We start from the raw sequence: 1,309 nt of genomic DNA on the forward strand, positions 1-1,309 counted from the left end.
GCGAGTCAGGTCACGGCAGGTCAAAAGCGACATTGCGGGAGAGCAAGGCGAAGATGACGCGAACCAGTTTGCCGGCGACATGGCCCAGCGCGTTGTAATGGGATTTGCCCTGAGCGATCTTGGTACGGTAGTAAACTGCGAAGGTTTGGTTGTTGCGGGAGAGGTTGTGTGCCGCGTAGACGAGCGCGAAGCGAAGCATGGAATCGCCGCGCTTGGACATGCGGGTGGATCGTGCGCGGAACTTGCCGGACTGGCGGATGATGGGATCAAGGCCAGCGAAGGCAAGCAGCTTGGTTGCGTTGGCGAAGCGCGAGATGTCGCCGATCACCGAGAGGATCATGGCGGCGTTGACCGTACCGATGCCGGGCACAGTGGTAAGCGGGGATCCCGAGCGGAGCATGATTTCGGATATGGCGGCTTCAACGTCTGAGATCTGCTTGGAGAACAGTTCGATGCGCTCAACAGTCTGGCGGATCTGAAGGGCGAGGATGGGGTTGTCGAGGCCGACGGAAGAATTGGCAAGCGCTTTGAGGGAGATGGCATCCTCGCGGTTGTACTTGCCACGGGAGTTTTTGCGCAAGAGGTTCGTCAAACACGTCAGGTGCAGCTTCGCAACGTCGCAGGGATTGGGATACAGCTTGAGAAGCGCATAGGACGTTTTGATATGGATCCCCGAGCGGAAGAAGGCATGTAGTTCGGGGAACAGCTGATCGACCAGGGCAACGAGCTGTATTTTGCAGCGCGAGCGCATCTTGATGAGGTCTTGGCGTGCTCTGCAAAGCCCGCGAAGGGCGAGGGTATCGACACTCTGTTTCCGCAGCGGTGTGTAGTTGCCCAGGATGAGCGCCTTGACGATCAGTTTGGCATCGATCTTGTCGGTCTTGGCGTTGCGGATACCGGACTTGCGCAGAGAGGCGGTCTGGATGGGATTGATGAGCGCGACCTGATAGCCTTGTGCGAGAAGGAAGCAGGTCAGATTCTCGGTGTAGTGTGCGGTAGATTCAAGACCGATCAAGAGTGTTTCCTTGGGATAGCCTTCGAGCGCGCCATTCAGTACGGCAAACCCGGCGCGGTCGTTCCCAAAGGAAAAGGGTGGGACGAGAACTTCATTCTCCGAAGTCATGATGGTGGCGACGTGGGTGAACTTGGCGATGTCGATTCCAACAAGGATCATGAGGGCACCTGCTTTCACATGGATTGTGACGCTGCGCTCCACCCGCCCTATCCCTCATAGCCTTGCGGAAAATAAAAGCTCTTGGGCTTATCCAACCGATCAACGATTCGGGATAGGGCTGTGGCGATACTCTCC

1 protein-coding gene is annotated in these 1,309 nt (G+C 57.1%); it reads right to left on the bottom strand.

Going from position 1 to position 1,309, the window contains the following annotated elements:
* Window positions 1-10: 10 nt before the first annotated feature.
* Window positions 11-1,216: an IS110 family RNA-guided transposase gene (locus tag ACH6CV_RS18060; RefSeq protein WP_456359610.1), complete on the bottom strand. Its 1,206-nt coding sequence runs from the start codon at window positions 1,214-1,216 to the stop codon at window positions 11-13.
* Window positions 1,217-1,309 lie beyond the last annotated feature (93 nt).

The organism is Anaerozeibacter quisquiliarum (assembly GCF_051162045.1).
GTDB classification, from domain to species: Bacteria; Bacillota; Clostridia; order Christensenellales; family Aristaeellaceae; genus Anaerozeibacter; species Anaerozeibacter quisquiliarum.